Source organism: Bacteroides sp. AM54-2NS, from assembly GCF_003602935.1.
GTDB lineage: Bacteria > Bacteroidota > Bacteroidia > Bacteroidales > Bacteroidaceae > Bacteroides > Bacteroides xylanisolvens.
Genome location: NZ_QTMZ01000009.1, coordinates 45,541 through 71,375, shown reverse-complemented (window position 1 = coordinate 71,375; position 25,835 = coordinate 45,541). Strand labels below are relative to the sequence as shown.

Below are 25,835 nucleotides of genomic sequence, written 5' to 3'. Positions count from 1 at the left end.
CTCAACTGGTACACTGCTTTATTGAGCTGGTACAACTTTATCGATCTGGTACAACTGATAGTCAATATGCCCCTACAATGGAACAAAAATTAAGCTAATTCACCTCTGCAATGAAACAAAAAATGAGTAAATTCACCCCTGCAATGAAACAAATTTGTATATTTGTAACTGTAAATAAACAAATTACGATATGTTTGAACGAAGGATACAGAATCAGTTGCATGAGTGGGCAGAGAAAAATAATAGAAAACCTCTGATATTGAGAGGAGCCCGCCAAGTAGGGAAGACCACTATTGTTGAGCAGTTTGGCAAAGAATTTGATAATTTCCTGTCTTTAAATCTTGAAAAGAAAGAGGCAAAGGATTTGTTTGAGTCTACTGATGATGTAAAGATGCTGCTGCCTTTATTGTTTTTGTATGATAATAAGCCGCAGAGGCCGGGACGAACCCTGCTTTTTATCGACGAGATACAGTCGTCTCCACAAGCTGTTGCATTGTTGCGGTACTTTTACGAGGAATTGCCGGAGTTGTATGTTATTGCAGCAGGTTCTCTTCTGGAAAATATGTTGGACAAACACATCTCGTTGCCTGTAGGACGGGTGGAGTATATGGCTTTGCATCCGTGTTCCTTTATTGAGTTTCTTCAGGCAATAGGAGAGGGACGGTTTGTAGATTGGATTTTGGAAGCACGTTTGCCGGAGGCTTTCCATCAACAATTAATGCTACTTTTTAATAGTTATGCACTGATAGGCGGGATGCCCGAAATTGTAGCGAGGTATGCTGCCAACCGGGATGTTGTATCCTTGTCCGATACTTACAATCAACTGCTAAATGCCTACAAGAATGATGTGGAAAAGTATGCGGAGACAAACACGCAAGCTGCGGTGATTCGTTACATACTGGAAGAAGGTTGGGGGTATGCAGGGCAAGCTGTCACTTTAGGAGGATTTGCACAGTCCGCTTACAAAGCCCGTGAAACGGGCGAGGCTTTCCGTACTCTGGAAAAAGCATTGTTGCTGGAGTTGGTATATCCTACCACTCATACGATAATGCCAGCTACCACAGATTTGAAACGCGCTCCTAAATTGATCTGGCTGGATACAGGACTAGTAAATTATGCGGCTGAAATACAAAAAGAATATCTTCTTAGTAAAGATTTGACAGATACATGGAGAGGTATGGCTGCCGAACAAATCGTTGCGCAGGAATTAAAAGCTCTTTCCAACGAAGTAGGTAAGAAGCAAAAGTTTTGGGTACGGGCTAAAAGGGGGAGTTCTGCTGAAGTGGACTTTGTATACATATATGGCGGGAAAATCATTCCAATTGAAGTGAAAAACGGACACAACGCCCACTTAAAATCCATTCATCAGTTTATGAATGAAACGGAGCATGATTTGGCAGTTCGAATCTGGTCGGGGAATTATGCTATAGACGAAGTTACTACTAATGAGGGAAAACATTTCAAACTTATCAACCTTCCTTTTTACATGATAGCCGCATTGCCTAATATTTTAAAAAAAATAGAGACATAAGTCATGTTGGCCCGATTCTGTTAAATAGCCACTAAAGATTGCATGATACTACAAGTATTTTTCTATCTTTACGCCACAGAACCGAGTGATATGATGAAGAAAACCTTAATTTCAGTAATTCTTTTGTTAGCTATTGCGTTCTCAACATACGCGCAACAGCACTGTTTTTTCACCCACTATTCTACTGAAGATGGACTATCCCAAAATACGGTGATGAACATCTTGCAGGATCACAAAGACAACCTTTGGTTTGCCACCTGGGATGGTATCAACCGTTTCAACGGTTATACTTTCAAAACATACAAGGCTCGTCAGGGAAACTACATCAGTCTGACCAATAACCGTGTAGACCGTATGTATGAAGATTGTTACGGCTTTCTGTGGTTGCTGACTTATGACAACCGTGTCCATCGTTTCGACCCGAAGACAGAGACATTCGAGCAAGTGCCTGCTGCCGGAGAAGAGGGGAGTGCTTTCAATGTGCATACCATTGAAGTGATGCCGAACGGAACCGTCTGGCTGCTAACGGAAAACGATGGAGCTATCCGCATCCTGACGCATCCGGATGAGAATAATCGCTTGACATGGGATATTTATTCCAGCAAGACAGAACTGTTTCCTTCTTTACATGTATTCAAAGTTCATCAGGATAAAGCCGGCAATGACTGGTTGTTGACGGATAATGGCCTCGGTATGATCCATCCCGGAAAGAAAGAGCCGGATTCTTATTTTACGGAGACAAAAGGAAAGTTTGGCGGAATGAATCAGGCTTTCTATGCTGTGCAGGAACGCGATAAAGATATTTGCTTCGCCTCGGATCATGGACGCATCTGGTCTTATCAGAAAGAAAGCGGAGAGTTTACGTTGATCGAGCTTCCCACAAAAGGACAGATAACCTCCATTCATCCCATTGCACCGGACGTATCCGTTATTACTACCGATTCGGATGGCTTCTTTACTTACAACCTGCGAACAAAAACAAACGTACATTACTCGTTCCTGGCTTGTAAGGCGTTACCCGCAAAGCCGATCCTTTCTGCTTATGTAGACCGTTCTTCGGAAGTGTGGTTCGAACAGGAAGAACCGGGTGTTGTAGCTCATTTTAATCCCTCGACCGGAGTGGTGACCCGTGAACAAATTCCAATAGAATATAGTAATCCCGAACGTTCCCGTCCGGCTTTTCATATCCATGAAGACGTAAACGGTTATCTTTGGGTACATCCTTACGGAGGAGGTTTCTCTTACTTCGATCCTCAAAAAAAATGCTTGGTTCCTTTCTATAACGGACTGGGTAGCCGTGACTGGCGTTTTTCCAATAAGATTCATTCGGCCTTTTCCGACAAACAAGGTAATCTGTGGCTTTGTACCCACTCCAAAGGATTGGAGAAGGTGACTTATCGAAATGTACCCTTTGCGATGATGACCCCTATGCCTCATGAACACGAATCGTTGCATAATGAGGTGCGTGCCCTGTGTGAAGATAAACTGGGCAATTTGTGGGTTGGCTTGAAAGACGGTATACTTCGTATATATGATGCCGGCAAAACTTATAAAGGATACCTCACCGAAAACGGCACGATCTCTACCATCGGTACTCCCATGTTGGGAACCGTTTATTTTGTTATTCAGGATTCAAAAGGAATCATCTGGATTGCGACAAAAGGAGACGGCCTTGTTCGTGCCGAGCCGACTTCTTCCAACGGAATGTCTTATAAGTTGACCCGTTATCTTCATCGTGAAGATGATATGTACAGTTTGAGCGATAATAATGTATATTGCGTCTATGAAGATCATTATGGTCGTATCTGGCTGGCAACTTTTGCCGGAGGTATCAATTATATCACGGAGAATGAAGCTGGAAAGACATTGTTTATCAATCACCGGAACAACCTGAAAGGTTATCCCATCGATCCTTGTTACAAAGCTCGTTTCATCACTTCCGATAACAACGGACGCTTGTGGGTAGGAACAACTACGGGTGCCGTTGCTTTTGATGAGAATTTTAAGAAACCGGAGGATGTGAAGTTCTATCATTTCTCCCGTATGCCGAATGATACGCAAAGTTTGAGTAATAATGATGTCCATTGGATTATCTCCACCAAGAAAAAGGAACTTTACCTGGCTACTTTCGGCGGCGGACTCAACAAACTGGTATCTATCAGTAAGGACGGTCACGGAGAATTCAAATCATATTCCGTATTGGATGGTCTTCCTTCCGATGTCCTGCTTTCCATCCGCGAAGATAGTAAGCAGAATTTATGGATTAGTACAGAGAATGGAATTTGTAAGTTCATCCCCTCTGAAGAACGTTTTGAAAGTTATGACGAACGTAGTATCACTTTCCCCGTACGTTTTAGTGAAGCCGCTTCGGCATTAACTGCTAAAGGAAGCATGCTTTTCGGTGCCAGTGGCGGAGTCTTTATATTTAATCCTGACTCTATTCGTAAGAGCAGCTATATCCCGCCTATCGTATTCTCCAAACTGACAGTGGCTAATGAGGACATTACCCCCGGCGGCAACTCATTATTGAAAGTGGATATTGACGACACTGATAAATTGGTACTTTCGCATAAAGAGAATATTTTCTCCGTTCATTTCGCGGCACTCGATTATACCAATCCGCAGAATATACAGTATGCTTATATTCTCGACGGATTTGAAAAACAGTGGACCTTTGCCGACAAACAGCGTAGCGTGACTTATACGAATCTTCCGAAAGGAGAGTATGTGCTCCGCGTCCGTTCTACCAATAGCGATGGTGTGTGGGTGGATAACGAACGTATCTTGGATATTGTCATTCTGCCTTCTTTCTGGGAAACGCCGATAGCATACGTGCTTTATATACTTTTCATTCTGATTATTATTCTTGTGGCCGTTTATATCCTGTTCACCATTTACCGGTTGAAGCATGAAGTGTCGGTCGAACAGCAGATTTCGGATATAAAACTGCGCTTCTTTACGAATATATCCCATGAGTTGCGTACTCCGCTTACGTTGATAGCAGGTCCGGTAGAGCAAGTCTTGAAGAATGATAAATTGCCGGCTGATGCCCGCGAACAGTTGGTGGTGGTTGAACGGAACACCAGCCGTATGCTTCGTCTTGTCAATCAGATATTGGACTTCCGTAAGATTCAGAACAAGAAGATGAAGATGCAGGTACAGCGTGTGGACATCGTTCCTTTCGTGCGCAAGGTGATGGATAATTTTGAGGCTGTGGCCGAAGAGCATCGGATTGATTTCCTGTTTCAGACGGAAAAGGAGCATCTTTATCTTTGGGTGGACGCCGATAAGCTGGAAAAGATTGTATTCAACCTGCTTTCCAATGCATTTAAGTATACGCCGAATGGCAAGATGATAACGATGTTTATCCGTGAAGATGAGAATACAGTTTCTATCGGTGTACAAGACCAGGGAATTGGTATCGCGGAAAATAAAAAGAAGTCCTTGTTTGTCCGTTTTGAGAATCTGGTGGACAAGAATCTGTTCAATCAGGCTAGTACGGGTATCGGACTTTCATTGGTGAAAGAGCTTGTGGAGATGCACAAGGCTACTATTTCCGTGGATAGTCGTTTGGGAGAGGGAAGTTGTTTCAAAGTCGATTTCCTGAAAGGGAAAGAACATTATGATAAGGAAACCGAGTTTATCCTGGAAGATGCGGAAGCTCCGGTAAGGATGGGACAAGTGGTGGATATAGCCAACTCTTCCATTCAGTCTGAAACGCTGATACCCGATGATTCGGAGAAAATTGAAGCTGTTTATGAGGAAGATGCTGCGAAAGAAGAAAACTCCAAAGAACTGATGTTATTAGTGGAAGATAATCAGGAGTTACGTGAATTCTTGCGTAGTATATTTTCTCCGATGTACCGGGTAGTGGAAGCTGCCGATGGTAGGGAAGGAGCGAATAAAGCATTGAAGTATCTCCCGGATATTATTATCAGTGATGTGATGATGCCCGAGAAAGACGGTATCGAAATGACGCGTGAACTGCGTGCGGATATGACAACCAGCCATATACCTATTATCTTGCTTACTGCCAAGACTACGATTGAAAGTAAACTGGAAGGATTGGAATATGGTGCGGATGATTATATCACGAAACCTTTCAGTGCTACCTATCTGCAAGCCCGTGTGGAAAATCTGTTGATGCAGCGTAAGAAACTGCAAAGTTTCTATCGGGATAGCCTGATGCATATCAATATGTCCGTTACTTCCGGCGAGTTGGTTGCGTCGACAAAGGCTATGGCTGAAGAGGAAAAAAAGATAGTGTCGGAGCGAGAAGAAGAGCAAACGCAACTACAGTCACAACAGCAACCGACTATTCCTGATATGTCTCCAAATGACCGTAAGTTTATGGATAAACTGGTGGAATTGATGGAGCAGAACATGGATAATGGAGACCTCGTAGTGGATGATTTGGTACGCGAACTGGCTGTCAGTCGTTCTGTGTTCTTCAAGAAGCTGAAGACATTGACAGGACTGGCACCTATTGAGTTTATCAAAGAAATACGTATCAAGCGTGCTACGCAACTGATTGAAACCGGAGAGTTTAATATGACGCAGATTTCATATATGGTCGGAATCAACGACCCGCGTTATTTTAGCAAATGTTTTAAGGCACAAGTGGGGATGACACCAACTGAGTATAAGGAAAAAATAGGCAGGTAATACGTAGTAATAATCTTTTTGTTTATTCTATTTTAGGATATAAATGATTTAAGAGACTATTCCTATAGACTTCCTAATTCATATATTCCAGACTCAAAGTGTATTTTATATGCTTTGTTTGTAAACGTTCATTTGCTTGGGAGTGTATGTTAAAAAAAGTAGGGCGAGTGTATATATTCAAATATACATTCGCCCTATCTTTTTATATGTTTTTTATGTAAAACCTATATTATTCACTGAACCATTGAGGGTCGCCTGCACGATTCTTGAATAAAGCGTCTTTAATTTTGAAATTGCCGTTTTCAGGATCTTCAAAGAGTTCGGCAGATGTTTTGCTATATTCGGTGCACATCGCTTGTGCCTCACTGTGCCATGCGCAATCGGTGGTATACCAGTTGTCGGAAGTCTCTTTAACGATACCCTTTATGCTACATAGTTTGTTTTTGGCATCGCTGCTACCACAGTTGGCGAATAAGCAATTTGTGATTTTGATATCGTGTAGTTCCACTTTGTTTGCATCAATGAAGTGTTTTCCACTTTTTTGATCGCAAGCATAGAATGTACATTGATCGATATTGAATGTGATAGGATGCATTGTATTTTTTGCTGTTAGTGTAAATGTCGGTCCGTCGGTAGCTGCTACATTATTGAATGTACATTTACTGATATGAATGGAATTCAGATTTCCCGTCATGTCTTTAGTGTTGATGACACCATACGAACCGATTTCACTGAAGGTGGTATTAGTAAACTCTATACTATTGATGGAGCAATCCACACCGCCGCCTTGCACACGCAATATACCACGAGTTTTGGATACGTTGCATTTGTCGAAAGAGATGTTTACATCCGTTGTCATGGCATCCTGATTAATCATATAGTCGCCACTCTTACCGTTGTTGTAGAGGTTCATGTTATAAAACTTGATAGAAGTCGTATTTTCTGTGGCTGTCACTTCTTTGGGCTTGAAGTTAGGCTGTGCTCCACCGGAGGCACCCCAGAAGATAATTGCATTTACCGATGCGGGAATGCTAAGTTTTTCCGTACGTTCGAAAGTGCTTCCAGCAGGGAAGACGAGTACTACATCTCCTTGTTGTTCGGTAAGAACTGCATCAATGTCATCGCCCTCTTTCAGGTTGGCTATGGTGTATCCTTCCGGAAAGTCTTCTGTCGTTTCAAATTTACAGTTTCCTCTCAACTTCTGATTGTTATAGATAGAAACTTTGTAAGTGGTGGCAGCTTTGAGTCCTGTCAATGTAGCTTGGCCTGCATTTTTCTCGTCGGCGGTGATGTCGCGGCGTGTCTCCCCTTCGGTAGATTCGATGAGGAAGTGGGTAACGTCCACTCCTGCAGTCCAGCGGATGGTGGCGTTTTTGCTGGTCACGTTGCTGCTACCTTCGATAATTTGTTCGCTCTTCGTGGTGAAAGTGCCATCCTCTAAGGTGCACCATTTAGACGGTTGGGCAGATTCGGAGCAAGAACGCAGACGCAAGTAATACGTCGTTTGCTCTTCTAGTCCTGTGATACTGTAGGGGCTGCTTGTAATGCCTTTGTCTTCTCCGTAGATGATAGAGCCTTCTTGCAGTTCGTCATTTGTAAATTCGTTTTTATTTACCTCTATGATATAGTAGTCGGTGTTGGGAGTTGCGTTCCAAATAACCTCTGCTTCGAATGTTTGAGGAGTAACCGCAAGATTGTTGCTTTGGAATAAGCGGTTGTATCGTTCGTCCGAACTCCAGTCATTACTTTTATCGCAAGACGAAAATGAAATAACTGTCAAGCAAATGATGCTTAATAGCGTGTGTATATTTGTACTAATTTTCATAATAATCGTTTTTATCAATTAGAATCCGTATGAATTGGCTAATGTTCCGTTTGATTCTGAAATCGTTTTACTACCTAGTGGAATCAAATGCCTGTTTTTTACGGTCTTGTTTAGACCGGTACTAACGTAGTCTGTTAATCCCGAGAGATTAGAGTCGTTGGAGGTGCTTCCGTCCTCTTTGAACACTTCTTGCTTTGTAGTTGCGTCTTTCTCTATTTTTCCATTTGGGAAGGTTCCCCAGCCCGGAACGTATTTCCAGTTGGGATCTGTGGCGTTCTTTATGGCATTCTTGACATCCAATTCGTTATTGATTTCGTTGACAAAGGAAGGATATTCATACCAGCAAATACTACTCATGTCGATGGAATATTCATCATCGGCTTTCATCTTATAGAAGATGTATTTTGGAGCTATGGTAGTGAGTTGGCGGTAGTCTTCTTTGAATTGGTCGATCTTCTTTGAGAGTAATCCCCAACGAATCAAGTCATATTTGCGAACACATTCTCCGGCAAATTCCCATGCGCGTTCATCCACGATGGCGTTGAAGAAAGCGTCACCTGATGAGATAGCAGCTACATACGCTTGTGCATTGGCTTTGTTGTCGAATGCGCGGCTGTGAACTTCTGTCAGTGCGGTACGGGCTGTCATGGCAGTTTCACCCAAAGGATTGGCTGCATCAGCTCCATACAGTTCGTTCATAACTTCAGCATACATTAATAGTATGTCGGAATAACGCATTGCAATCCAGTTGATGCCATATCCAATTTTTGCGTCGCTCGCACGGGCAGCATTCAGCCATTCGTCGTTCATTTTGCGGATGTCCCATTTTGCTACATAGATACCGAATGGGGCGTTTTTCTGCATATTCTCTTTGATGTGCCCGTTTTCTTCTTTGAGTTCATAAGTGGCGCATGTGATGTCACGACGCAGGTCAGAGTGGTCGAACGACCAGAAGAACGGAGCGGTTAATTTCACTTTTCCGCTTGAGTTTCCTTTAGCACCGTAGTAGCTGCTTGCACCGCTGATTCTCACGCCAATGGTATATCCCATTTCTCCGGATTTATTCAGGCCGTGTGCTACTTCGTATAGGTTTTCTTTATAAGTATTGTCCAACTTCCGCTGGTTTACTTGGAACCATTGGTCTGCATACGAAGGATTCAACTTGTGTACACCGCTTCCAATAACAGCTGTCAGATGTTTCAGTGCACGTTCGTACAACAGTTTTCTTTCTGCTTCTCCCGGACGTTGGGTAGGGTATGTACCGTCAGAGCCGGCAAGTGTCTCGTAGCCGGGTTTGGAGGATTCGCGGATACTGTAGCCGGCTTTGGCAAGGGCGATGCGGGCAAACAAGCCGTGAGCAAAACCTGCAGTGGCATGTTCGGTCGTATAGCCGGATTCGCCTGCCCAAGGGAGATAGTTTGCAGCTTCTTCCAAGTCGCTCAGCAATTGTTCCATAATGTCGTCTCGGTCGCTTTTGGTTACATATAAATTGGAACCGTCTACCTTGGTCGTTTCGAATTTCATTGGCAGGTCTCCATAGTTTTTTACAAGGTCGAAATAGACCATAGCACGGATGGTGAGTGCCTCACCCAAGAAATTAGCCATCTTGTTGCGTGCCGGATTTCCTTCTTGGAACAACTCGCTGGAACGGATTCCTTCTACGACAAGATTGGCGTCCTCAATAATGGCGAAACAGTTTTTCCAGTTGTCATCCAGTTTTGACCAGGAACCGCTGATGCTTTCTCCATTGTAATTACCTAAGCGCGCTCGCTGGATTCGGTGAAAGAAGCCGGTTTGTTAACGTCGGCATCTACTAATTCAATATCTGTATTGAATCCGAAATTCAGAGGGATGCGGGCACCATAAGTATGGTCGAGGGTAAGCCCTGCATATACTTTGTTCAAACTTTGTTCTGTAAAAGTAAGCGAGTTGAAAACCATGTCGCCTTTGATTTCGGAAGGAGAGCTTTGATCTAAGAAATCACTGCAAGAGGTGATGCTCAGTAACCCCATTCCTCCAATGATGTATTTTATAATTGACTTCATATATGTATCTGTTTTAGAATGTAACATTTATACCACCTACAAATGAACGGCTTTTAGGATAGGCTGAATAGTCTATGCCCGGAGTCATAGGTGTTTTGCGACAAGTGTCTACTTCCGGGTCGGCACCGGAATATTTAGTGAAGCAGTAGAGGTTGTATCCTGTAAAGTAGATACGCACATTCTGCATTTGTAGTTTTTGTACGAAAGCTTTCGGCAATGTGTAGCCGATGGAAATGTTGTTGACACGCAGGAAGGCACCGTCTTCTACAGCCCAGTCCAAAAGTGGAATTTGTGTGATGGAGGCAGGGTTGAATATGCTGGCACCGGCATTTATTTCGTTTAGACGGTTGATGGCATAGTCGCTTCCAAATTCGTTGATATAGCTTTTGGAAGTCATGTCCATTCCGTTGGCAGGGTCAATCCAAGTGTAACGTTTGCTAAGGTTGAATTCATTGTTCAGATTCCAATCTTTTTTTGTGTCACTATAGAATCCGGAAGCAAGTTTGGTAGCGTTGATAATTTTGTTTCCCAATGAATAGTTGAAGAATGCACTTAAATCAAAGCTCTTATATCGTGCATTAATGCCGAAACCGCCGGTTATTTTCGGGATTGTATTGCCAAGGCGTTCTTTCTCGATTTTGCCATCTGCATTTGCTTTCAGTTTGGGTGAGCCAGGACCGAAGTTATTGACTTTCATACCCGATTCCGTTGGATTGACACGTCCTTCCTTAAGTTTCCATCCATTATCCCAAGTAAAGTCTTCTGTGGTATAGAAACCATCTAGTTTATAACCGTATACTTCACCCAGTCTTCCACCTTCTTCAATTAGGAAATCATCGATACCAGCGATGAGACTACCGCCCCAGCACTGCTTTGCCAGATTTTATTTGTAGGCAGTTTGTCAATTTTAGCTTGATTATAGGAAATGTTGAAGTTGAAATTCAGACCGAAATCTTTTTGGTCGACAAGGATAGCGTCTAAAGCAAGCTCAATTCCTTTGTTGGAGGTTTGACCGAAATTCTGATATTGAAACTCATAACCAGCTCCTTTGGGGAGGGTAGTTTGCATCAACAAATCTTTGGTCGTGTTCCAGTATGCATCTAAGCTACCAGAAAGGCGTCCGTTCCAGAAGCCGAAATCCAAACCTATATTACGAGTGAGCGTTGTTTCCCATTTCAAGTTCGGGTTGGACAGGTTTTTACCTCTTTGCAGGACCACGCTGCTTGTATTGTTGAAATAGATATGTTTGTCTCCCGAACCTGCCAGTGAGTAAGTTGTTTCCAGCGACCCGGAGGGAATCCGATTGTTTCCTGCCGTACCGATACTTAAACGAAGTTTTAAGTTGGAAAGCCATTCTTGGGCGTTTTTCATGAAAGCTTCGTCGGATATACGCCATGCTAAAGCTAGTGATGGGAAGTATCCCCATTGATTGCCGGAGGCAAATTTGCTGGAGCCGTCTGCACGCATGGTGAAAGTCATCAGGTATTTATCGTTAATGGTGTAGTTGATACGTCCGAAAAAAGAGAGCAAGTTGTCTTTGATACCAATGTATGTATCTGTGGGGAGTGCCTGACCTTGTCCCATATTAGCAAGTACTTCTTTTATTGACATGTTTTTAGGGAAACCTACAGATGTCATTGTTGTTTTGTGGTCGTAACTGCTGGATACTTCATGACCTAACATGACATTCATTCTGTGGTTCAAATTGAACATCTTATCGTTATTATATGTTACAGTATTGGCGTTTCTCCAGTTCTTGTTGATAAGTTTGGTTAATAACGCTTGGGGCATTCCCGGATTTCCGTATTTACTGTTGTTTGTAGCTTCCACCCCCCATACTTGGTCAGTATTATTGTATTTCCATCCATATCCGAATTCGCTTCTGAATTTAAGTCCTTTTACGGGTTCCCAGTTTACTCCGGCATTGTAGTTTTGTTGGAAGCGGCTAACACGTTTGTAAGTCGCGTTCAATATTTCGATAGGCGTGTAACGTGCGTTATTTACGTTTTCATCATCGTCACTGCCGCCGCTGATTAATTTTTCAACAGGAGCAAATACTACAGAGCGTGCGTTTACAGAAGTGGTTGCACTCGATTGATTGTCGTCTGCACCGCTTCCGGTTCCTTTTACTTTTTGATAGGATAAACGGGCATTGAAGTCAAATGTTAGCCATTTGTTGATTTTTGTATTTATTTTAGCATTGATGTTGTCTTTGGCAAAACCTGAGTTCAACATGATACTTTTTTCGTCATTACGTGAATAACTGATATTGAATTTGGTATCTTTGCTTCCACCACTGACACTAATATTGTATTGTTGTTGATTACCGGTGCGACCAAATATTTCTCCTTGATAGTCGGTGTCTGTGTATGATTTATAAATCTCCAGATCGTCAAAGGTGCCATAATTAAAACTTTTCTGGTCTAATTCTTGTTGCCACATCACAAACTCATACGGATTGAGCACATCGACCATCTTGGTCACTTTGCGCAAACCGTAAGATGCACCGAAGTTTACTTGCACCTTACCTTCCTGACCGGATTTAGTAGTAATGATGATAACACCGTTTGCACCACGGGCACCATAAATAGCAGTAGAAGAAGCATCTTTCAATACATCTACCGATTGAATATCTGTTGGAGCAATATCAGAGATACTTGATACGGGAAATCCGTCTACAATATAAAGCGGTGAATTATCTTGAGATAGAGAACCGCCACCACGTACGCGGATTTTTACGTCTGCATCAGGAGAACCTTCAGTCGTTGTAATAGATACACCAGCCATTTTTCCCTGTAATGCTTCTGATGCAGAAGATACCGGAATGGCAGCTATCTGTTTGGCACTAACGGAAGATACGGAACCAGTCAGATCCTTTTTTGCAACGGTTCCGTAACCAATTACCACAACTTCGTCCAATGCTTGTGTATCATCGGAAAGAGTGACATTAATTTGACTTTGTCCTTTTACAGCAATATCCTGAGTTTTCATTCCGATATAAGAAATTGTAAGGGTTGCTTTTGAAGGAACCTTGATAGAATAGTTACCATCTAAATCAGTAATTGTACCATTGGTAGTATTACCTTTCTCTACTACAGAAGCTCCGATGATCAGTTCTCCTGTTGTGTCTTTCACATTACCTTTTACGGTAATTGTTTGCGCTGATACGCCAAGCGATATCGCTGCAAATAGCATTAGCAGCCAACTGCGCATGTTTTTCACCTTGTTAGACATTCTTTGCATGTTTATTAATTAATGGTTATTGTTTTGATTCTGTACTCACATTTAGAGTTAATTCCTCGGTACAAAAGTATATGAATGTGAATATAGATATGTGCAATATTTGTTTTTCACCTAGTATTTTTTGTTTTTTAATAGCCGGCAGGCATTTTTAGAATAGTTTTAAAACAAAAAATACACATGATAGCTTGAAAAGCCTTGTTTTATCGATTTTAATGATTTGGAAAAACAAAATTTGAACAAGACTTTTCTTTATCCTGCCTACTTTTGCCCTCATTAATCTAATAATGTATGAAAATGGATATAATTCTAAGTAAATGGTGTTTGGCCATTTTGTTTGCTTTGGGAATCTTGGCGTGTACTGATGGTAGTGACGCAAATGAATTGCCTAAAGAACCTGAAGGGACTGGAGAAACTCAAGATGAAAAGATACCAGCTTTTCCTGGGGCAGAAGGACATGGACGCTACACAACCGGTGGGCGTGGTGGCGATGTATATATTGTTACTTCATTGGAGGACAAGTTACAGAACGGAACTTTACGTTATGGTATTGAGAAACTAAGCGGAAAACGTACAATTATTTTCCAGGTATCCGGAACTATTCATTTAAACGGTGATTTAAAGATTAAGAATGGAGATTTGACCATTGCAGGCCAGACGGCTCCGGGGGATGGTATTTGTTTGGCTGGCTATCCGGTTTTCTTGGAAGCAGACAATGTTATTGTCCGTTTTATGCGTTTTCGAATGGGAAATAAAGAAGATGTCAGTGCAGACGGAGCCGACGCCTTTGGCGGCCGGTATCATAAAAATATAATGATTGATCATTGTTCTATGAGTTGGTGTACTGACGAGTGTGTTTCTTTCTATCAAAATGAGAATTTTACACTGCAATGGTGTCTTATTTCTGAAAGTCTGCGTTTAGGTGGGCATACAAAAGGTCCTCATGGCTATGGTGGTATATGGGGAGGTATGAAAGCTTCTTTTCACCATAATCTATTGGCACATCATGATAGCCGTAATCCTCGTCTAGGTCCTGGAGTTAATTCGACAAAAGAGAATGAAATTGTTGATATGCGTAATAATGTCATTTATAACTGGTGTGGAAACTCTTGTTATGGTGGAGAAGCCATGCATGTAAATATTGTGAATAATTTTTATAAGCCGGGGCCTGCCACTCCTACTGGTACTTCTAAACGTGGACGTATTATTGCCATTGACAAAAAAGTGAGTGATTCGGATAAGAAATCATATCCGGCCATTTTTGACACTTGGGGAGATTTCTTTATCCAAGGAAATGTGGTGGATGATGGGCAAATTAATGGTGCGGCTGATTACGATCGTTGTATGAAGGCTACAAAGGATAACTGGGAGTACGGAGTTATAATCAGTTTGATAAAAAGTATGGAACGTTGGATGAAAGTACAAAAAAAGCTCTTAAACGTACTACTCCTGTAGAAACAGGTACTGTTACCACTCATGATGCCCGTATGGCTTTTGAGCGTGTTATGGATTATGCAGGTTGTTCTTTGCACAGGGATAGAGTGGATGAACGTATTGTTCAGGAGACTCGTACCGGGACTGCGAACTATCAGGGAATGAACGAGCACAATGGTCAGGGAGTTGTTGAAGGTATTGATTGGAAAAGCGTGGGGTATCCAAAGAAAGGTATCATTGATAGTCAGGATGATGTGATTCCTGTTGGAGAATCTTCAGCATGGCCTGAATTGGTACAAGGTGTTATTCTGAAGGATTCGGATAATGATGGTATGCCTGATGAATGGGAAAAAAAGTATGGTTTGAATCCGAATGATGCTTCTGACCGAAATGGTAAAACAGTAGATGAGGAAGGAACATATACAAATCTGGAGATGTATATGAATAGCTTGGTACAAAAGATTGTTGAGGAACAGAATAAAGGAGGAGTACAATAAATAAATTTGGTGTATTTTTGTATTATTCCATAAATAAAAATATGAATATGAATTTGATCTTTCGTTGTTTAACCGTTTTATTAACTCTGATCGGAAATGAGGCTGCTTTTGCCTCTGCTGGTATTGGTAACACTCTTGATTTTGGAGAGTTGGCTGCTTTTCCCGGAGCAGAAGGATATGGACGTATGACTACAGGCGGACGTGGAGGTGAAGTGTATATTGTTACTTCTTTAGCAGATGATGGGATGCCTGGCACTTTACGTTATGGTATAGAAAAGTGGGATGGTCCTCGTACTATCATTTTTCAAGTGTCCGGTACAATATTTCTGCATAAAGACCTAAAAATACGGAAAGGGGATTTGACTATTGCGGGACAAACTGCACCAGGAAACGGTATTTGCATAGCGGGTTATCCGGTGACAAATTATGCTAGTAATGTAATTCTCCGTTTTTTACGTTTCCGTATGGGTAATAAAGAATGTGTGCATCCTGACGGTGCAGATGCTTTAGGAGGAAAAGGGGCAAGGAATGTGATTATAGACCATTGCTCTATCAGCTGGTGTACAGATGAATGTGCCTCTTTTTATGAAAATGATGATTTTACTATGCAGTGGTGCATTATTTCTGAAAGTCTTAGATTAGGTGGACATACCAAAGGTCCTCATGGATATGGAGGAATTTGGGGAGGTGAACACTCTTCTTATCACCATAATTTATTAGCCCATCATGATAGCCGGAATCCCCGTTTCGGATTAGGAGCTAAGGTACGTAAGAATGGAGAATGTGATGGTGATTATGTAGATTTTCGCAATAATGTGATCTATAATTGGGGTATGAACAGTTCGTATGGTGGTGAAAGGATGAATATTAATATAGTGAACAATTATTATAAACCAGGTCCTGCAACGGTGACAGGCTCTAAACGTGGACGGATTTTTGCTATAGATGCAACAGAAAATAGGAATGGGGGGTATCTGTGGGGAAAGTATTATATCGATGGTAACGTTGTAGATGGAGGGGCAGATGATAAAAACAGCCAAAAGGCTACAGCTAATAATTGGGAATATGGAGTCTACAATCAATTTTCGAATAATTATAAGAAAGTAGTTACGCAAAAAACTAAAGACTCGATTCGATTGGACAAACCTCATGAATTTGCATCGGTAACAACACATTCTGCTTTCAATGCTTATAAACAAGTGTTGGATTATGCGGGGTGTTCATTGCATCGAGATGATGTGGATGCACGTATTGTGAAGGAAACACGTACGAGAACAGCTGGATATAAAGGTTTGAATGTTCATAATGGAGAAGGAGGTATTTGGAAAAGTGAAGGATATCCGAAACCAGGATTGATAGATAGTCAGGATGATTTGCTCTCGTTAAATACTTCGGAAAATGTTTCCGTATGGCCAGTTCTTTTACAAAGAAGTACCTTGATTGATTCTGATAATGATGGTATGCCTGATGCATGGGAGAGAAAATTCGGATTAAATCCTCATGATGCTTCTGATGGCAATGGAAAAACGATAGATAAATATGGCCAGTATACAAATCTGGAAATGTATATGAATAGTTTGGTGCATGACATTATTGAAAAACAAAATAGCGGTGGAAAGAAGTAATCTGCAAACATCGTATTTAAGAATTATCTTTATCAGGTAAGATACTTTATAGTCAGTTTCACCGGTTTTTATCCGGCATTCATCGGAATTTATACCGGAAATCAACAGAAAAGGCTGTAGAAGCAGTGGGAAATGATGTATCTTTGAACCATTAATCAATTAATAATAGAGACAATGGAAGAGAAACAAAAATTTCCCACTGCTACAGGCTTTTCCGGTAAAATACTGATAGCTTCGCTTTTTATCCTTTCCGGGATTCTGCTGTTTGCCCGTAATATGGGATGGATTACATCTGAAGTCTTCGATATGATCGTATCCTGGCATTCACTCCTTATTATATTAGGTATATATTCTATGATTCGCCGCCATTTCATCGGTGGAATCATCCTTTTGTTGATAGGTTTGTATTTTTTGATTGGAGGGCTTTCATGGTTGCCCGAAAATTCGCAGGCAATGGTATGGCCTATCGCTCTGATAACAGCAGGTGTCTTATTCTTTTTTAAATCCGGCAAGAACAGGCGGGGGCACTGGGCACACCATCATGCCATGCAACATCGTCAGAAATGGATGAAGATGCATCAGGGACAACCCGGCATGAATTTTGAAAGTGAGCAACAGCAGGCAGAGTCAGTAGATGGTTTTCTACGTGCCGAGAATGTTTGGGGAGCTGCCCGTCACGTGGTGCTTGACGAATTGTTTAAAGGAGCTGTCATTCGCACATCTTTCGGAGGAACGACGATTGATTTGCGCCATACCCATATTGCACCCGGAGAAACATACATAGATTTGGATTGCAGTTGGGGAGGAGTTGAGATATATGTCCCTTCTGACTGGAAAGTCGTGTTTAAATGCAATGCTTTCTTTGGAGGATGTGATGATAAACGTTGGCAGAATGGAAATATAAATAAGGAGAGTGTGTTGGTAATTCGGGGAACACTTTCTTTCGGAGGCTTGGAGGTTAAAGGCTAGCGTATGAAAGCACATCCGATTATAGAATCTCCTTTTCGTTGGATTCCGATACTGGTGCTGGCATTGATTCTGGTTGTATTCCAAGTAGCTTTAGTCTGTGGATACACCGGAAACGATTATCTTCCCGCTTTGGTAGATGGAATAGTAACGATCGGTTGGTTGGCGGCTATCGCCTATCTGGCATGGTTTGTGGTCGGTCTTGTCTCGTTGTTCCAGACGGATGTAATTATGATTATCGTTGGAAGTCTGCTTTGGCTGGCAGGGAGTTTTATGGTCTGTGACATAATGGTGAGAATTGTAGGAGTGTCCTATGTTCCTTTTGCGCAGACAATCCCTTTCCGGTTATTGTTCGGACTACCGGTTTTAATTGCCATTACTCTATGGTACCGCTTGATAGTCACAAAAGAAGAAGTACAAAACCTGGAAATGGAAAAAGAACTGGCTGTACATCAGGTGAATGTGGCTGAACAGCAGAAAGAGTCAGCCATGGAATGGGTAGATCGTATTACAGTGAAAGACGGCTCCCGGATTCATTTGGTGAAGGCAGACGAATTGATTTACATACAAGCATGTGGAGATTATGTGATGCTGATAACCCCCACAGGCGAATACCTGAAAGAGCAGACTATGAAGTATTTTGAAACTCATCTCTCTCCGGATACATTTGTTCGGGTGCATCGTTCTACGATTGTGAATGTTACGCAGATTTCCCGGGTCGAGCTTTTTGGAAAAGAAACCTATCAGTTATTATTGAAGAATGGAGTGAAACTTCGGGTTAGCCTTTCCGGCTACCGGTTGCTGAAAGAACGGTTGGGGATATAAAATCTGTTTATTCTGATTTTGTAATATACTATCACTACAGCCCTGTTATAAATGTTTCATCTAGCAGATCGGTTGGGTAATAGTATTGATCTCGCTTCTTTGTTTTGGAAAAGTGAAATGAATAATATCGTTAAAAAATCCTCTTTATATCTTATTCAGAATATAAAGAGGATAATTTTATTGACAAGAGTTGCATGGGGTATGGTGAGATGAAATCATAATTGGGGAATAATTGCACAAGACTTTCACAAGTATCCTCCTGCCAATGCCTAAAATCATTACAAAGCTAATTAAATAGTTTTTTGAATAGCAATGTTTATTAATTTATCTTATGGAATTTATGAATTTTTTAATATATTGAAGATATTTTGTGTCAACTTTCCATAACTCGCTGATTTTGCTTATGTTTGTAGATAAAATAAAGAAAGAAGTGAATGAACATGTCTACACAGCTATTATATAATGATTTTCCTACTTTTTTGCGGAAATATTTTCCTTACAAGGTACAAAAGATTTCATTGAACGGAGGTTTCACTTGTCCTAATCGTGACGGAACAAAAGGATGGGGCGGATGTACATATTGCAATAACCAGACTTTTAATCCGGATTACTGCCGGACAGAGAAGTCTATCACTACCCAATTGGAAGAAGGGAAATGCTTTTTTGCCCATAAATATCCGGAAATGAAATATTTGGCCTACTTTCAGGCCTATACCAATACGTATGCCGAACTGGAAGGCTTGAAGCGTAAATATGAAGAAGCGTTGACGGTAGACGGGGTGGTCGGATTGGTAATAGGTACACGCCCCGATTGTATGCCGGAGAGTTTGTTGCGTTACTTGGAAGAATTGAACAAACATACTTTCCTTATGGTTGAATATGGGATCGAGAGCACTTGCGACGAAACCTAAAACGCATTAACCGGGGGCATACTTATGCCGATACGGTGGAAGCCGTCCGGCGGACAGCCGCCTGTGGTATCCTGACAGGCGGACATATCATCCTCGGACTTCCGGGAGAAACGCATGATACGATGGTGGCACAAGCGGAAATACTTTCCGATCTGCCTTTAGCTACACTCAAGATCCATCAGTTACAATTGATTCGTGGTACACGAATGGCGCATGAGTATGATGAAGCTCCTGATGGTTTTCATTTGTTTAACGAGGTGGAGGAATACATTGATCTGGTGATTGATTATGTAGAACATCTTCGTCCCGATATAGTTGTGGAGCGTTTTGTTTCCCAATCTCCTAAAGATTTATTAATAGCTCCGGACTGGGGATTGAAAAATTATGAATTTGTAGCGCGTTTACAAAAAAGAATGAAAGAAAGAGGTGCTTATCAAGGTAAGAAGTATAGGGATTCGGAAAAAAGGATTATTTTTGCAGACGATAAACTTACCACTGAATAAATAGCTGTTTGAGCGGAATATAGATGGTGGAAGAAATATAAATGGATTTGAAGAATGGAACATAAAACAAGAATTAAAGGAAATGTCCACTATGTGGGAGTGAATGACCGTAACAAGCACAGATTTGAAGGGATGTGGCCATTGCCCTATGGAGTTTCATATAACTCTTATCTGATTGATGATGAAATGGTGGCATTGGTGGATACGGTAGATATTTGTTATTTTGAAGTCTACTTGCGCAAGATCAAGCAAGTGATTGGAGAACGTCCTATTAATTATTTGATTATAAACCACATGGAACCGGATCATTCGGGATCTATCCGACTGATTAAGCAACATTATCCGGAAATTATTATCGTGGGTAACAAGCAGACATTCGGTATGATTGAAGGTTTCTACGGTGTAACCGGCGAACAGTATCTGGTAAAGGAAGGTGATTTCTTAGCTTTGGGACATCATAAACTGCGTTTTTATATGACTCCGATGGTGCATTGGCCGGAAACGATGATGACTTTTGATGAAACGGACGGCGTTCTTTTCTCCGGCGACGGATTCGGATGCTTTGGCACTGTAGATGGCGGATTCCTAGATACGCGGATCAATGTGGATAAGTATTGGGGGGAAATGGTTCGTTACTACTCTAACATCGTAGGCAAATACGGAAGCCCCGTGCAAAAAGCTTTGCAAAAATTGGGAGGACTACCTATTTCTGCCATCTGTTCTACACATGGTCCGGTATGGACAGAGAATATTGCCAAGGTAATTGGTATCTATGACCGTTTGAGTCGTTATGATGCAGACGAAGGTGTTGTTATTGCTTATGGAAGCATGTATGGAAATACGGAGCAAATGGCGGAAGCTATTGCAGAAGAGCTTTCGGCACAGGGTGTTAAGAACATTGTCATGCATAATGTGACAAAGAGCCATCCTTCTTATATTATAGCGGATATTTTCCGTTACAAGGGATTGATTATCGGTTCTCCCACTTATAGCAATCAGATATTCCCGGAAGTGGAAGCGCTGCTCTCAAAGATTCTGTTGCGTGAGGTGAAGGGACGCTATTTGGGTTATTTCGGTTCTTTCACATGGGCAGGTGCTGCTGTGAAGCGTCTGGCAGAGTTTGCGGAAAAGAGCAAATTCGAATTGGTCGGTGATCCGGTGGAGATGAAACAGGCAATGAAAGACCTGACTTATACTCAATGTGAAAATCTGGCACGTGCATGGCGGATCGTTTGAAGAAAGATCGTTAAAACTGTGAATGAGATAATAATTTATTAACTAACCTATAAAACAATCGACTTATGAGACTTATTATTCAGCCGGACTATCAGTCCGTATCTCTGTGGGCTGCACATTATGTTGCTGCTAAAATAAAAGCTGCCAATCCAACCCCCGAAAAACCATTTGTATTGGGCTGCCCCACCGGATCTTCTCCTCTGGGTATGTATAAAGCTTTGATCGACCTGAATAAGAAAGGAATCGTTTCCTTCCAGAATGTGGTAACATTCAACATGGACGAATATGTAGGATTGCCGAAAGAACATCCGGAAAGCTATTATTCTTTCATGTGGAATAACTTTTTCGGTCATATCGACATCAAACCGGAGAATACGAATATTCTGAATGGTAATGCTCCGGATTTGGATGCAGAGTGTGCACGTTATGAAGAAAAGATCAAGTCATACGGTGGTATCGACCTGTTCATGGGCGGTATCGGTCCTGACGGACATATTGCGTTCAACGAACCGGGATCTTCATTGACTTCACGCACTCGTCAGAAAACATTGACGATGGATACCATCATTGCTAACTCCCGTTTCTTCGATAATGACATCAATAAAGTTCCTAAGACTTCTTTGACAGTGGGAGTGGGTACTGTGCTTTCTGCAAAGGAAGTGATGATTATTGTAAACGGTCATAACAAAGCTCGTGCTTTGTATCATGCAGTAGAAGGTCCTATCACACAGATGTGGACAATCAGTGCATTGCAAATGCATGAAAAAGGTATTATCGTTTGTGATGATGCTGCTACGGCGGAATTGAAAGTAGGTACTTACCGTTACTTCAAAGATATCGAGTCTGCTCATTTAGAACCGGAATCTTTGATTAAGTAAGCATAAAATTGATTCTATAAAAAGAGAATGGGCTGCATCAGTGTTGAATTGATTGCAGCCCATTTTGTATGTTAGAGATAGCTGTCAGCGGAATTAATTCTCTTCCAGCCAGCCTTTTCCTTGTCGGACGATTTCCAGTTCGTTGTCCGTGCATTTCACAACCGTTGAAGGTTCTATACCTCCGATACCGCCGTCAATGACCAGATCGACGATGTCGCCGAACTTTTCATCTATAAGTTCGGGATCAGTCATATATTCCAAGTCCTCGTGCTCTTCGTATGGCAGTGTGGTGGTCATAATGGGAGCGTCCAGCAGGCGTGCGATTTCACGGATGATGTTGTTGTCCGGCATACGGATACCTACTTCTTTCCGGTTGCGAAAGATTTTCGGTAACCGGTTGGTGCCGTTCAAAATAAAGGTAAATGGTCCCGGAAGATTATGCTTCATCAGTTTGAATACGTTATTGTCTACTTTCGCGTATTCGCTGATACTGCTTAAGTCATAACAGATGATAGACAGATTGTTTTTTCGAGGGTCTATCTCTTTAATCCGGCAGATCCGTTCTATGGCACGTTCCTTCAGACCATGGCAGCCGATGGCGTACATCGTATCGGTAGGATAGATGATAAGTCCGCCGTCATTCAGGATATCGATGATTCGTTGTAAATCCTGCGGGTTATTGTTTTTATCATATAGTTTCAGTAGCATATTAAAAGCTTCATCCCTTCCCTCTCGCAAAGGAGAAAGAGGAGGGATGAGTGGGGTTAAATGGTTATTATCTTCTCTTTTTATTTGAGTTTCTTTTTCAAGAAATCTAGTGCCTTTTCCGCAGCTTTCTCTGTGACTTTCTGTTTGATTGAGTCTTTGTTGGCGGTAGCGGCAGAGTCCAGTCCAAGTTTCTGTCCGAGTTTGCTGATTGCTTCATCGGCTACGGCTTCGACAGCTTGGTTGGCCATGCTTTTAGTATCTACACTGACTTTCGGAGAGGTGAACGAACCTCCGATTTTCAAGTCAAGAGTCATTAACTTAGAGATATTGCCTACGGATGCGGGCAGTTTCACTTTACCGGAATAGTCGATGGTTTGATCGAGTCCTGTGCTGCCGGAAAGATTCAGTGTGTAGTCTCCCATCTTGATATCAAACGGTTTGGTTTCTACGCGGCCGTCTTTGATGGTGAAATCCAATGTCATGTCTTTCACTTTCATGTCTTTCAGGCTGGGTTGCTTCACGGCATCGGCTATCTGGTCGATTGCTTTTACTCCGCTTAAACTAAGGTCGCGCGTGGAAAGGCTACCGTCACCCTGCATCGTATTCAGTACGGGGCTCATGGCTGCATCCAAATCTGTCAGGATATTGATGCTTCCGGAGAAATTACCTTTCAGATTTTCGAAGATAGGAGCCATTTTCTGCACCATATCCAGTTCTTTGTAAGCTTGTGCGAAACCGATATTGGAGAGCTTGAATCCGGCTTTCATTTCCGGTTTCTTTATGTTGGCAGTGGAGTAATAGCCGTTCATCACTACATTACCACCCATGGTGTTCATGGAAAGGTTTTTCATATCCACTTTGCCATCTTTTACAACAAGTTTGCCATTCATATTATTGAAAGACATCTTGTCGAATAACACCTGTTTCAGGTTAGCGTCCATTTGGAAGTCGATGTTACGGGGAACTTCAACAATACCTGTGGCGGCTGTAGCTACAGAGTCGGTGGACGCAGCTTCTGATGTGGAGGCTTCATCGGCAGAAGCGGTGATGAAGTCGTTCAGATTGAAGTAGTTGGAACGAATATTCAGGTTTCCTTTCAATGTGCTACCTTTCAATACATAACCGATGTAGTTTTCAAACCGGCTGTCGGCGGTGATATCGTTCTTTCCGATGTTGACGGTTGTTTCACTCAACTGGAGGTATTTCGGAGTGAAGGTGAAGAGAGACTTTTTAATCTCTACATCCGGCATATCTTTCATTTTGAGTTTCATGCCCGTCAGTCCGATAGTGCCTGAGGCTTGTATGCGTTCGTATTCTTCTTTTTCGATGGATGAGAGGCGTCCCGACATTTGCATATCGCGTCGATGGTACCGTTCAACTCCATGTCTCCAAGCGGGTAGACTTGTTTGATCATACCTAAGTTGAGCACTCCTTTCGCTTCTGCTTTAAAATCCGGATCACTGATCGGCGTTTTCACAGTAGCAGTCAGGCTAAACGGATTTCCGGCAAGGCGGAAACTGAACGGATGGATGTTGACCGTAGTCAGGTCTATATTTCCTCCGGGATTTTGAACGTTGGCACTGATGTTGATTTGATCTACTCCTGCCGGTAAAGCCGGATAGCGGAACATGGCATTCTTGACTTGCATGTCAATATTGAATGATGGAACGGTGTCTCCTTGCAGGATACCTTTGGCCGTTGCGGTAAGCGTTGCAGTTCCGTCTGTTTTCAGACTGGAGAATTCTGTGGCGTAAATGGCGGGAATTAATGACAAAATTTCCTTGAAGCCTATATCATTCGTGTTAAGTTTCAAGTCCATGTCGATAGCCGGGTCTTTCAAGGCTACCCAACCGTCGATGCCTGCCTGAATGGCGTTGAGGCGGATAGTGTTGTCTTTCAATGTGTATTTGTTGTTGGCAAGGTCGGCGTCTACATCCATCTTAGCGGAGATATTGGCATTTGCCAGGAAAGGGATTCCATTCATCTTGTAGGTGAGTGATTTGGTTTCCGCTTCCAGTTTCAGAGTGGTACGTTCGCTTCCTAAGTCTCCGGCACAAATAGCGTTGAAGTCGCGGATATCAGCATACATCTTTCCTTGTTGATCGTCATAAATCAGATTCATGTTTTTGATAACAAAGCGTTGCAGCTTGACTTTGAAAGGAGAAGAGGCTTCTTCTTCTGCAGGCGTTTCGGCTGTTGCTATTGTATCCGGTTTCATGATATCCCAGTTGGCACGTCCGTCCGGCAAGATAATGGCATGTAACTTCGTGTCTTCAATAAATATTTTAGAAATATCGTAACCGCTATCTCCGAAAAGGGAGAATAAGTTGACTGCGGCGGTAACTTCTCCGGCTTGTACAAGGGTGTCATTGGCAAATTCACCCGTACCCTTCAGCCAGAAATCTTCGAGAGTGACAGAAGCCTGTGGAAAATTGCGGAACAGACTAATGTTAAGGTTCTTAAAGTCAAATTGTGCGTTAAGCATCTTGTTGCCTTCTGTTTTTACAATGTCGGCTATCTTTCCTTGGAAGGCGAAAGGAAGAAGGAACATCAGAATGATAATTACTCCTACGGTGATAGCTGCGATTTTCAAACCTTTTTTCATTTGCTTCTATTTTAAGAGTTTGAGATATAATGAAGAGCAAAACTAATAAAACTTTTTGATAATAAGAGATAAAAGAGAAATTTTTAGGGATTCTTATTTTTAAATTAAGCGGAATCCAAAGGACTGGCTTCTGGCTTAATCCGAACTTCCGGTTTTAGTTCAAATCGGTGCAGAAATGAGATAAATGATCATTTTGCGGAGTGCCCTGAAAGAGCTTAATTATATAGCGTAGGGCAACGCCCTACGTAAAAACGACAATCTGAATTTGCGCCCTGAAAGGGCATAATTGTATACGGTTCCGCCCTTTCAGGGCTTGTGGCTGGTGTGTTTTTTTCGTAGGG

General features: G+C 42.0%; 8 protein-coding genes and 6 pseudogenes. 9 read left to right on the top strand and 5 right to left on the bottom strand.

Annotation, left to right across the window (positions count from 1 at the left end):
- The first annotated feature begins 190 nt into the window (after positions 1-190).
- Together DXA05_RS08090 and DXA05_RS08085 are read left to right on the top strand one after the other, a co-directional pair.
- A complete protein-coding gene (locus DXA05_RS08090; protein WP_004315064.1) occupies positions 191-1,531 on the top strand; it encodes an AAA family ATPase in 1,341 nt (446 codons plus the stop codon).
- Positions 1,532-1,621: 90 nt separating this feature from the next.
- Positions 1,622-6,196, top strand: coding sequence for a hybrid sensor histidine kinase/response regulator transcription factor (locus DXA05_RS08085; protein WP_165861491.1), 4,575 nt, complete (start codon positions 1,622-1,624; stop codon positions 6,194-6,196).
- A gap of 229 nt (positions 6,197-6,425) precedes the next feature.
- Here DXA05_RS08085 and DXA05_RS08080 read toward each other — a convergent pair whose 3' ends face one another.
- The 3 genes and pseudogenes from DXA05_RS08080 to DXA05_RS08070 form a co-directional block, all read right to left on the bottom strand.
- Positions 6,426-8,021: a fibronectin type III domain-containing protein gene (locus tag DXA05_RS08080; RefSeq protein WP_118194894.1), complete on the bottom strand. Its 1,596-nt coding sequence runs from the start codon at positions 8,019-8,021 to the stop codon at positions 6,426-6,428.
- Positions 8,022-8,039: 18 nt separating this feature from the next.
- Positions 8,040-10,066: pseudogene (locus tag DXA05_RS08075) on the bottom strand (RagB/SusD family nutrient uptake outer membrane protein).
- Between the two features lie 13 nt (positions 10,067-10,079).
- Positions 10,080-13,300, bottom strand: a pseudogene (locus tag DXA05_RS08070) (TonB-dependent receptor).
- Between the two features lie 297 nt (positions 13,301-13,597).
- On the opposite strand from DXA05_RS08070, the pseudogene DXA05_RS08065 reads away from it, so the two are divergent.
- From DXA05_RS08065 to nagB, 7 genes and pseudogenes are all read left to right on the top strand, one after another.
- A pseudogene (locus tag DXA05_RS08065) lies at positions 13,598-15,237 on the top strand (pectate lyase).
- A gap of 47 nt (positions 15,238-15,284) precedes the next feature.
- On the top strand, positions 15,285-16,862 hold the full coding sequence (locus DXA05_RS08060; RefSeq protein ID WP_128859022.1) for a pectate lyase: 1,578 nt from the start codon (positions 15,285-15,287) through the stop codon (positions 16,860-16,862).
- A 174-nt stretch (positions 16,863-17,036) separates the two neighbouring features.
- The gene (locus tag DXA05_RS08055) at positions 17,037-17,831 is read left to right on the top strand and encodes a LiaF domain-containing protein (protein ID WP_008020765.1); all 795 of its coding nucleotides are present in this window, start codon (positions 17,037-17,039) and stop codon (positions 17,829-17,831) included.
- A gap of 3 nt (positions 17,832-17,834) precedes the next feature.
- A complete protein-coding gene (locus tag DXA05_RS08050; protein ID WP_128859021.1) occupies positions 17,835-18,653 on the top strand; it encodes a LytTR family DNA-binding domain-containing protein in 819 nt (272 codons plus the stop codon).
- 434 nt (positions 18,654-19,087) lie between these two features.
- Positions 19,088-20,067, top strand: a pseudogene (locus DXA05_RS08045) (TIGR01212 family radical SAM protein).
- A 54-nt stretch (positions 20,068-20,121) separates the two neighbouring features.
- Positions 20,122-21,317 (top strand): annotated as a pseudogene (locus DXA05_RS08040) (FprA family A-type flavoprotein).
- 51 nt (positions 21,318-21,368) lie between these two features.
- Entirely contained in the window at positions 21,369-22,181 is an 813-nt protein-coding gene (nagB, locus tag DXA05_RS08035) for a glucosamine-6-phosphate deaminase (RefSeq protein ID WP_087321483.1), read from the top strand.
- Between the two features lie 93 nt (positions 22,182-22,274).
- Here nagB and DXA05_RS08030 read toward each other — a convergent pair whose 3' ends face one another.
- Positions 22,275-22,889 carry an L-threonylcarbamoyladenylate synthase gene (locus DXA05_RS08030; RefSeq protein ID WP_015532391.1) on the bottom strand — a complete coding sequence of 205 codons (615 nt, stop codon included), beginning with the start codon at positions 22,887-22,889 and terminating at the stop codon, positions 22,275-22,277.
- Between the two features lie 80 nt (positions 22,890-22,969).
- Positions 22,970-25,494, bottom strand: a pseudogene (locus tag DXA05_RS08025) (AsmA-like C-terminal region-containing protein).
- Between the last annotated feature and the right edge of the window lie 341 nt (positions 25,495-25,835).

What these genes read in the sequence shown, in the direction of transcription:
- DXA05_RS08090 (WP_004315064.1), top strand. Translation starts at nt 191, where the DNA reads ATGTTTGAACGAAGGATACAGAATCAGTTGCATGAGTGGGCAGAGAAA.
- DXA05_RS08085 (WP_165861491.1), top strand. Translation starts at nt 1,622, where the DNA reads ATGATGAAGAAAACCTTAATTTCAGTAATTCTTTTGTTAGCTATTGCG.
- DXA05_RS08080 (WP_118194894.1), bottom strand. Translation starts at nt 8,021, where the DNA reads ATGAAAATTAGTACAAATATACACACGCTATTAAGCATCATTTGCTTG.
- DXA05_RS08060 (WP_128859022.1), top strand. Translation starts at nt 15,285, where the DNA reads ATGAATTTGATCTTTCGTTGTTTAACCGTTTTATTAACTCTGATCGGA.
- DXA05_RS08055 (WP_008020765.1), top strand. Translation starts at nt 17,037, where the DNA reads ATGGAAGAGAAACAAAAATTTCCCACTGCTACAGGCTTTTCCGGTAAA.
- DXA05_RS08050 (WP_128859021.1), top strand. Translation starts at nt 17,835, where the DNA reads ATGAAAGCACATCCGATTATAGAATCTCCTTTTCGTTGGATTCCGATA.
- nagB (WP_087321483.1), top strand. Translation starts at nt 21,369, where the DNA reads ATGAGACTTATTATTCAGCCGGACTATCAGTCCGTATCTCTGTGGGCT.
- DXA05_RS08030 (WP_015532391.1), bottom strand. Translation starts at nt 22,889, where the DNA reads ATGCTACTGAAACTATATGATAAAAACAATAACCCGCAGGATTTACAA.